The organism is Pseudomonadota bacterium, assembly GCA_030860485.1.
Taxonomy (GTDB): domain Bacteria; phylum Pseudomonadota; class Gammaproteobacteria; order JACCXJ01; family JACCXJ01; genus JACCXJ01.
Genome location: JALZID010000085.1, coordinates 1 through 8,958 on the forward strand (window position 1 = coordinate 1; position 8,958 = coordinate 8,958).

The window sequence follows — 8,958 nt, forward strand, 5'->3', positions numbered from 1 at the left end:
AGCCAGCGGTAGAGATCGATCCAGTCCTCCCGATCCATCGCGGCCGCCTCACGCTGCGTTACACCGGGGCGTCTCGGTCTCCTGGGACCTCGGCCGCACGGCATACTCGCCGTCGATCTTTACCCAATGGACGGAAAGGAGCCTGGCCTTGAGCCGGACACCCATCTGGCCCCTGCTTCTCGCCCTTCTGGTACTCGAAGGGCTCTGCATAGAGATCGCCGAGCTTGAACCCGACGAGCACCCGCTTCTCGGCCGCGATGTCGGGCATGAGCTCGCGCACGATCGCCTGGGCCTCGCGGCCCGAGACGCGCGTATCGAAGCGGGTGTATTGGACGGCGTCCTCCGCCCCGTGCAACGCCGAGATCTCGACGGCGAGAAACGGCTGGCCGCGTTTCGGTGTGACCTCGCGGGCCCGATGCAGATAGCCGAGGCCCTGGGTATGGAGATCGAAATAGGTGGTATGTTGCTCGGTCATGGTGTGTCTCCTCGAGGATGAAAACCCCGGGGAGCGCACACGCACCCTGCCGGGGAGGTGGTCGTCCCCGGGAAGGGTCAAGCGGAGCAATTCCGCCACGATGCCTGCGGGCCCTTACGGGCCGGCCACCGGAGGTGCAGGCGCGGGTGGCCAAGGGGTGCCTGTCGTGATACACAGGCCAGGGCGCGACTGAGCGCAGTCGCCACGTACAACGTCAATCTCTATGAATCTGGAGCGCCCTGTGTCAGCGAGCGGCGCTCGGCGCGCGTTCGCGGCGGTGCGCAGGATCCCGGCGGGGGTCCGTGGGTTCGCCATCGCCTTTCGCGCGGAAGGTGATCGCTTCGACCCGAGCGAGATCAAGGTCGATACTGTCGGCCTGCACCTCGATGCGTCTCGCCGGCTCCCCGGTCTCCCTGTCGTCCCAAGTGTCCTGCACGAGCGTCCCTTCGACGCGCACCCGCGCCCCTTTGCGGAGCAGCTTCGCGATCGTCTCAGCCTTCGGGCCCCAGAGGTTCACGGGCAGCCAGAATCCTCCTTTGTCGGTAAAGCCGCCATCGCCGTCCGGCACCGGGCGATCGAAGTAGATCCGTAGCGCGGCAACGGCGCGGGGCTCGCCGTCGATCTCGACGTGCTTGAGATCGGGATCGGCGCCGAGGTTGCCGCGGCCCGCGAAATGATTCGACATGAGTGCCTCCTCATCGATACGTGGATGCAGCATTGCAGCAGCAGGCGCTGCTCAGGTGGGCGTATACGCCGATGCGTGCGCCAGATCCAGGGAAAACCCTCATCCGGTCTCGGAGGATTTTCGCAGCGCCCGGATCGCGCCGTACGACTCGAGATAATGCGAGAGACTACGCGTCGCGGCATTGGCGATCGCCCAGCGGGCATTGAGCCGCAGGCGCTCGGCCTCCGCATTGAGGTACCTCCGGCGTTCCGCGGGCGACAGGCCCTGGAGCAGCTCGCGACCGACTTTACCGGCGAGTTCGAAGAGCGTCTGCGCTTCCGGCCTCGCACTCCGCTTGCGCCAGAGCAGTCCACCTCCCTGCCGCCGCACCAGTCGCGCGAGCGGCGCAGGGATCTCCTCCGCGAATCGTTGCTGCAGGTCGTGAAGCGCCACGAGCACTTCGGCGTGCTCCGACTCGAACACCCGCAGCCAGTGCTCGGCCTCTCGCGCATTGGCGATCGCCGGAAACGCGACTGGCGCAGGACACCCGCCTTGTCGCCGGCGCTGCGCACCCTTACCCTTCAAAGGGCCCTTTGGGGTCTGCATTACCGGTATCTAGCGGCGGACGCGCCATTGCCGGTATCTAGTCCGCACGGGCGGTAACCCACCGGGGTTATGGCACTGCCATAACCCCGGTTGCGCCTGCCGCACCCGGCTATGACGCCTGCACCTCCTCATTCCGACCGGCTGGGGAGGTCCAAGAGCCCCCCGGACCGCATCAAGCCCGCCGTGCCGGCCGGTGGCTTGACGATGGGGCGCCTCTCCGGTGCATGCCGGGCCCGCCGGTGGCCATCAAGGACCTCGGGGGGCACCTCCCCCATCCGCTCACGTGCTTTCTGCGCCTTGGCATTACCCTCGCGAAGGTCCTCGCGCTTCACGCCCTCGTACCTGTAGCCGAGCGCGGCGCTCATGGCCCGCCGCAAGGCCCGGGCGCCGAGGGTCATGCAGCGCTCGGCCTCGCGCCGGTCCATGAGCCCGATGTGCCGGGCGGTGAGCACGCCCCGGACCAGCGTATCGAAGTCCGAGAGGACGCGCGCCGCCGAGTACGCGTAGGGGTTGCGAAACTGCAAGGGCACCCGCACGGCCTGGAGCGTCTCGGCGATCTTGACCTCCATGCCGGGGGTGCGCCGCAATTGCTCCTCGACCCGCTCGCGCAGTGCGTTGATCTCTTCTGCGGCCTGCTCAAGGGCCTCCTCGACCTTGAGGAGCCACCAGTCCGCATAAGGGTCATCGGCCAAGACGCAGACCTGGAGCTGAGACAGGATCGCCCCGAACCGGGTGAGGCCGATGATGTAGGGCTTCTCCGCGCTCGCTTTCCGCCCCATGAACACCTGCTGCGCATGGCGGGTCTGGAGCATGAGCCAGACCTCGCTCCGCAAGGCGCCGGGGACGTCAGTGGATGGCCGCCCACGGTCAGCCTCCTGCGCTGGCGATAACGGCAGGGGAGCTTTCGAGTCGTTTACAGTCATCGGGCGTCTCTCGACACGTGCGGTCAGGGTTATGGCACTGCCAAAACTTTCCTTTGTTCGATGCGCATGGTCAGTCGCCAATCGTTGTCAATTCATACCCCTGAGCTCCACAGCGGACGACCTGGTGTGGGTAGGAGACTAGGTGTTTCAGGCTGAAACACTCTCGTGTATTCGATACGCGATCTCGGCCTCGTCACCGACACCCACCGTCGCGTGCCGCCGGTATGGCCGCCCCCCGCCGCAACCAAGCTCGGTGATCCTGCGTAGTCATCGGGCGTCTCTCGACACGTGTGGTCAGGGTTATGGCACCGCCATAACCCTTCCTTCGCTGGATACGCGTGGTCAGTCGCCAATCGTTGTCAATTCATGCTCCTGAGCTCCACAGCGGACGACCTCGTGTAGGGAGGAGACCAGGTGTTTCAGGCTGAAACACTTTCGTGTATTCGATACGCGATCTCGGCCTCGTCACCGAGACCCACCGTCTCGTGCCGCCGGTATGGCCGCCCCCCGCCGCACTCCAAGCTCGGTGATCCTGCGTTTCTCCGCCTCATCGTGCTCACGCAGGAGCCGTTCGCGCTCCCGGCGTGCTTGGTACTGCAGGTGAGCACTGGTCAAGGGCGGCTGTCCTGCCCTCGCCTCCTTGCACATCCAGGCCAGGAGTCCGATCGGGTTCCGGACCGGGCGATTGGTTTTCGCTTGCGCGCGGATCTTCTCGCCGAGCTCGTCGAGAAGCGCCTGCTGGAGCGCCGCTTCCAAATCTCGCAGGTACATCTCGGCCAAGCGCCGTTCGTTCTCGGACAGGCCCTCCGGGTAGACCAGAGGCGGGTAAAAATTTTTGCGCTCCGGTTCCTGATCCGATGTTGTAGTAGTTTTTTTTATATATCTACTACTACTACATAGAGCCGAGTTCGAATTTTGAACTTGGTCGGCGTCTAAAATTTTTGCCTCCACCGCGTTTGAATTTTGAACTCGGTGCGTGACACGCGGCTCGGCATCGTGAACCTGTGATCCTCTCTCCACCGTCCACCGCCAGGATCGGAGAGCCGACAATGCCCCGTGCCGGAACCCAAAGAAGTTGCCACTGCCCTTTCCACGGATCGCCGAGAGGGCCTCGAGACGCTGATCGGCTTGCGACAGGGGTGGGGTTGCGAGCACATCCTCGCCGTCATTGATGCACTCCCCAAGGCTCTGGAGCATGGCCACCGCGACTTGGCGCACCCGTGCGTGGTGGTGGCGGGTCGCGTCCTGCAAGAAGGCCATGTAGCCTGGGTCCAGATAGAAGCTGCTCTCGAGCCCCAGGGGCTCGTCGTGCAGGGCATAGATGTTCCCGCGATAGCGCCCGGATCGATCCCGCACCCGCCGGCAGAGGGTGACCCAGCGGGTGATCCGCAGGATGGCCAGAGAACGCGCCACGGTCGATCGCGCCTGCACATTGGTGCGCTTGATGAGGTAGTCATAGGACGGGAAGGCCACCGTGCTCCGTCCCTGCTCCCGCGCCCAGAGCCACAGCACGGCGAAAACGCGGGAGTCCACGGCCTCGAGCACCGGGTCGAGATGGACGAGCGCGGGCATGGCCTCATGCCAGGCGCTCAAGACCAAGAGCGCGCTCGGCGAGGCCTCGCTTCCCGAGAGCAACCGATCGAGGCTCGCCTCGAGACAGGTTTCGAGCGCTCGCATCGCCGGGTCGACCGGCCCCTGCCCCGGGGCAGCGGTGGGTGTTATTGCGGTGTCTGGTCCATCCTCACGGCGTTCGCCGCGGCCGGCTCGCGCGCCGATCTCGTGTAAACGCCGTCGCCCCTCGGTCACCGGGGCCTACCCTGCCGCTCCCGCGGGGCCCTTCGTTGGGGCCGCGCCGCGGGTGCGCTGGAACACCAGCCAGAGGGTCCGGAGCGGGATCCCGGTGATTCGGTGGAGGGCCAGGTAATCGTCGGCGGTCAGGTCCCCTTCCCCGTTTTTGTCGAGGTCTTGATACGCTCGCCAGATGGCACGCTCTTCGACCTCGGTAGGCTCCCGCGGCCGGCCGATGAGCCGCACCACCCGCAGGCTTCGGCCCCGCTCGGCATACTCGCTCGAGTCCATCCCGAAGAAGTGGTGCATGAGCGGGAGGGGCGCGTCGTGCGCCAGGAGCTCGTCTCGCAGGGACTTCGAGGCCCGTTCGAGGCGCACGTGGCTCACCAAGCGCTGGAAGACGTTGCGGTCGATGGCGCTCGCGCGTAGGAGCGGGAAGTGGACCGAGCTCAAGAGGTCCAGATCTCCGAACCCGAGCGACTCCGCGGCCTCAGCATCCGGCCGCTCGAGCCCTAGGTGAGTGAGGGCCCGATCATCGCCTTCGCCGGCACACTTCGCGACGTACTGCAAGAGCGCCACGTTGAGCTCGGCTTCTTTGCTGGTCCGCATTGCCATTGCTCCCGGAGGGCGGCCGCTCACACGTCCCAGACCCACTTCTTGCCGAGGCGGCGACAGTGGGCCTGTAGGGCCCAGCGCGTCTCGATGAGTCGCATCACGATCTCGAAGTTCCGGTCCTCGAGGACGGCGAAGAGATACTGGCAGAGGCGCGCGAACATCGGGGGTTCGTCCACGAAGGGGACCAAGATCGAAGAGAGCGTGCCGGCATCCTCCGCGGCCGCCGCCTGCAGCACCGGGTACATCCGGGAGTCCTCCAGATGGGCCAGGGCTGGCACACCCTGAACGCCCGGCCCGAACGGCCACTGGTCCGCAAAGGTCGAGAGAAGCCACCAGATCGTGAGACGCTCGACCTCCTTAACCGTCTCCGGCCTCCCGGTGGCACAGAGCGGCTCGGCTGGCAGATCGACGAGAAAGCCGCAGCCCTTGGAACAGAGGAGGATGCAGTCCGAAAGACCGCTGCGGCTCGCAAGCTGCGAGGCCAGCGTCCACATGCGGCCGCGCAGGCTCTTGAGGTCTTGAGGCAACGCGGGTCGGTCTTGCGGCTTCGGATCCTTGGGTGGGGTGCGGCTTCGCGCGGGCCCAAGACCGTGCTCTTGCTCTTCGCCCGGAGTCGGCTTCGCTGCGGACCGCTCCCAATCGACATCCTCGGCGGAGCCGTTGGTGGCGTGCATGGGGCCTGCTCTTGCAATTGCGTCCGTATCCAGATCCGGAATAGAGCTCGCCGGTGCTGGAGGGGCTTCCACGCCAGCGGACTTCGGCCTTATGACGGCAGTGGCCGCCGCCGGCGGTGCATCGGGGCTGGGCTCGTCCTGCTCCGAGATGCCCTGCAGATCGGCCTTGACCTTGGCCGTGCTTTCGCCCAGGACCTCCGCGAGATGGACCTCAAGCTCGCGTTCCACGGGCTCAAGCAGCCAACGCTCGCTGTCGTGGCGGGCGAGGCAGCCGAGGAACCAGCGCTGGGTCTCCTCGACGAGAGATAGCTCGCACTTTCGCTGCCGGAGGAGGCCGAGGGTGATCTTGTGGAGCTTGCGGATCCGATCGATCTGCGAAGGACCGAGACCGCTCCGTAACGCGATCGGGAGGACAGCGGATAGGACGTCGACGGCGAAGTCCATGCGCGAGATGGTCGCCGGGTCAATGGTGTACCCCCGCGCCCGCAATGTCGCGGTGAGCTCGCGCGTGGAGAGCTTTTGTCCCACTTCCTGTTCCAGTAGGCCCCGCAGCTCGCACACGGCCCGCGCCCGATCGATAAAGAGGAGCTCGCCTCTCGCGTCGTTCTCGACGAGATGGGCGATGAGCGTCTCGCTCTCGCTCACCCACGGCTCGAAGAGGCATTGGACGGTATGGAACCGCGGGTCTTGTGTCTCCTCGCAAAGATCCTTGAGGATCCTGAGCACCGTGTTGCCGCCTTCCGCGACCCGGTAGTGGGGCTCCCCCGGCCGCCGGGTGATCGGCAGCGTCCCCACGAACCCGCGCCTGCGGATCGAGGTCTCGATCTCAACGTAGGCCTGGTTGCGCTCGCGGCGCGGGTTGCGGTCGTACTCGAGGATCCGGTCGATGGGCACGGCCATCGGAGTGGGCTCGATCGGATCGCCCTCGTCGAGCTCGCGGGCCGGTCCAACTACACTTTCCTGCACCTTCGCTGCGGCCGGGGTCGTCGTGCCCACCTCACCCTTGGTCGAGGCCACAGTAACTTCGGTCGTCATACCGAGGTCGGACGCCGGCGAGTCGGCCCCAAGTCTGCGGGCCGCGTCTTGTAGAAGTGCGCAAGGAGGTCATCCAGGGTCACGGCATTCCCACTGGCCGAAACGAGCTTGCGCATCAGGGCAGGCCTTGGGATCTTGCGCTGTGTGAGGAGATGGCACTGGATATAACGGGCCGTGGTCCCGGCGCGCCTGGCAAAGGAGTCGCGTTCCGGCGGGGTGAGCCGGTAGAAGTACCGCCTGAGGTCCATAGAGAGTATATACCAGATAGATTCACTATTGGTCAATGATGGTGTACCTTATAGGTTGTTTACCTTAAAGGTAAGCTCTGGTCTAATACGTCCTATGGATGTGCACCAAACGAGGCGAGCCAACCTCAGGTGGCTCATCGAGAACGAATGCGAGGGCGTGGCGGCGAACCTCGCGCGGACCCTCGGGATCCAGGCCACTCAGCTCTCCCGGATCTTCAGCGAGAACGCCCGTCATCGGCGCAACATCGGCGCGCGTCTCGCCCGGGCCATCGAACAGGCGACCAGCAAGCGTCGCGGGTGGATGGATGAACCGCACGTCGCGCCGGAGGCCTTCGGCCCCGACTCGAGCAACACCGACAGGGGAAATGCGGTGGTGCTAACGCCCTTTGGGGACCGGATGGTCCCTGTGCTCGACTACGCGCAGGCCTCGGAATGGACGGCCAGCGCCAAACCCTATCCGGTCACGGAGAGAACGGAGATCCTCTGGACGCGCCTTCCGCAATTGAGCGAGCGGGCGTTTGCGCTGGTGGTCGAAGGTGAGAGCATGATCGACGAGTTCTATCCGGGGGACATCGTCATCGTCGACCCGGAAGTCGCCCCGCGGCCTGGCGATTATGTGGTTGCGAAGATGGCGTCGGAAGACCCCGTGATGTTCCGGAAGTATCGGCCCCGGGGCATGGATAAAGGGGGTAAGCCCATCGTCGAGCTAGCGCCGCTGAACGAGGACTATCCGGCGACGGTTATCGACAGCAAGAGCCTTGGCCTCGTCATTGGCACCATGGTAGAGCATCGCAAGTATCGAAGGACCGCCCGTCTGTCAATACCGGATCACCTGCCGGCGCCACGGGGGAAAGCCTAAGAACTCATCTTCCATCGGATAGACGTCTCGGAGGCATCGTCTATCCCTGACTGCGGTTTTGCCGTGCCCTGCCTGTACCTGGGGGAGCACGACCCTACGATCGTCCCGGCCCCCTTGAGCCTCGTGACAACCTTCTCGTACGCATCGTATAGCGGTTCCAGGGCTTATTTGGCGCCGCTAATCCTGCTGTTGACCAATGAATACCGCTGTGGTATATACATAATAGGTTCTTGCCAACGTTGGCGCAACGCTCGCAGCACGACGGTTCTGACGTACCACCGAATGTCAAGCAGCTGGGGCTCTAGGCGACGTCGTACGTAGTATGAGTCCCCGTCTGACGCCATGGCCAAGATGACGATACCTGGGATCCTACCCCGATTCATACGCCTCAGAGACGCACCAGCCTATCTTGGCATGGACCGCCACCGGTTCAATCTCGAAGTGAGGCCACATCTGGTCGAGATACCCATTGGCGACCAGGGGATTAGCTTCGACCGAGTTGACCTCGACGCCTGGGCGGATGAATATAAGTCCCGCAACGGGCGACGGGCGAAAGGAGAACTCGCATGTCGACCAAGCAAAAACGAACGCCCGGCCTCATCAAGAGGTGCGGGGTATGGCACATTGACAAGCAGATCGGAGGCCAGCGAATTTGCGAGAGCACTGGAACAGGCGACCTCGCTGAAGCGCTGAGGCAGTTAGCGCGGCGGATCGACCAAATACGGCAGGCAGCCGTCTATGGAGTCAGACCGCGCCGAACCTTCCGAGAAGCAGCAACGAAATACCTAACGGAGAGTAACAAACGTAGCATTGGACGTGATGCGCAAGACTTGAGAATCGTGGTCCCGTACGTTGGGGAGCTATTCGTTGACGAAGTGCATATGGGGACGCTGCAGAGCTTTGTTAACGAGCGTCGAGCGCAGGGTGTGAAGAGCGCGACTGTCAACAGATGCTATGTAGGGCCACCCAGGCTACCCTTTAGGCGCATTGGTTAACCAATCCAAAGGAGAGCGAAGATGAATCGAGTGGCCCTACAGAGTAAAGATAACGCAGTCGAGGGGGTGTTGTACA

9 protein-coding genes are annotated in these 8,958 nt (G+C 64.3%); 1 reads left to right on the forward strand and 8 read right to left on the reverse strand.

Annotated features, from left to right (window positions below; all coding sequences use genetic code 11):
- Positions 1 to 58 precede the first annotated feature (58 nt).
- The 8 genes from M3461_05010 to M3461_05045 all read right to left on the reverse strand — a co-directional run bounded on the left by M3461_05010 (position 59) and on the right by M3461_05045 (position 7,028).
- Positions 59 to 475 carry a DUF3577 domain-containing protein gene (locus M3461_05010; protein ID MDQ3773753.1) on the reverse strand — a complete coding sequence of 139 codons (417 nt, stop codon included), beginning with the start codon at positions 473 to 475 and terminating at the stop codon, positions 59 to 61.
- Positions 476 to 719: 244 nt separating this feature from the next.
- Positions 720 to 1,160: a single-stranded DNA-binding protein gene (ssb, locus tag M3461_05015; protein ID MDQ3773754.1), complete on the reverse strand. Its 441-nt coding sequence runs from the start codon at positions 1,158 to 1,160 to the stop codon at positions 720 to 722.
- A 99-nt stretch (positions 1,161 to 1,259) separates the two neighbouring features.
- On the reverse strand, positions 1,260 to 1,745 hold the full coding sequence (locus M3461_05020) for a hypothetical protein (protein ID MDQ3773755.1): 486 nt from the start codon (positions 1,743 to 1,745) through the stop codon (positions 1,260 to 1,262).
- A 128-nt stretch (positions 1,746 to 1,873) separates the two neighbouring features.
- Entirely contained in the window at positions 1,874 to 2,557 is a 684-nt protein-coding gene (locus M3461_05025; protein MDQ3773756.1) for a TIGR03761 family integrating conjugative element protein, read from the reverse strand.
- Positions 2,558 to 3,133: 576 nt separating this feature from the next.
- Positions 3,134 to 4,345, reverse strand: a complete 1,212-nt coding sequence (locus M3461_05030; GenBank protein MDQ3773757.1) for an STY4528 family pathogenicity island replication protein — start codon at positions 4,343 to 4,345, stop codon at positions 3,134 to 3,136.
- A gap of 135 nt (positions 4,346 to 4,480) precedes the next feature.
- Positions 4,481 to 5,065 carry a DUF2857 domain-containing protein gene (locus M3461_05035; GenBank protein ID MDQ3773758.1) on the reverse strand — a complete coding sequence of 195 codons (585 nt, stop codon included), beginning with the start codon at positions 5,063 to 5,065 and terminating at the stop codon, positions 4,481 to 4,483.
- Between the two features lie 26 nt (positions 5,066 to 5,091).
- Positions 5,092 to 6,780 (reverse strand): hypothetical protein, encoded by a 1,689-nt coding sequence (locus M3461_05040; protein MDQ3773759.1) that lies wholly within the window; start codon positions 6,778 to 6,780, stop codon positions 5,092 to 5,094.
- A complete protein-coding gene (locus M3461_05045) occupies positions 6,777 to 7,028 on the reverse strand; it encodes a hypothetical protein (GenBank protein ID MDQ3773760.1) in 252 nt (83 codons plus the stop codon). Before M3461_05045 ends, M3461_05040 begins: the two co-directional genes overlap by 4 nt.
- 157 nt (positions 7,029 to 7,185) lie before the next feature.
- On the opposite strand from M3461_05045, the gene M3461_05050 reads away from it, so the two are divergent.
- A complete protein-coding gene (locus tag M3461_05050; protein MDQ3773761.1) occupies positions 7,186 to 7,887 on the forward strand; it encodes a S24 family peptidase in 702 nt (233 codons plus the stop codon).
- Positions 7,888 to 8,958 lie beyond the last annotated feature (1,071 nt).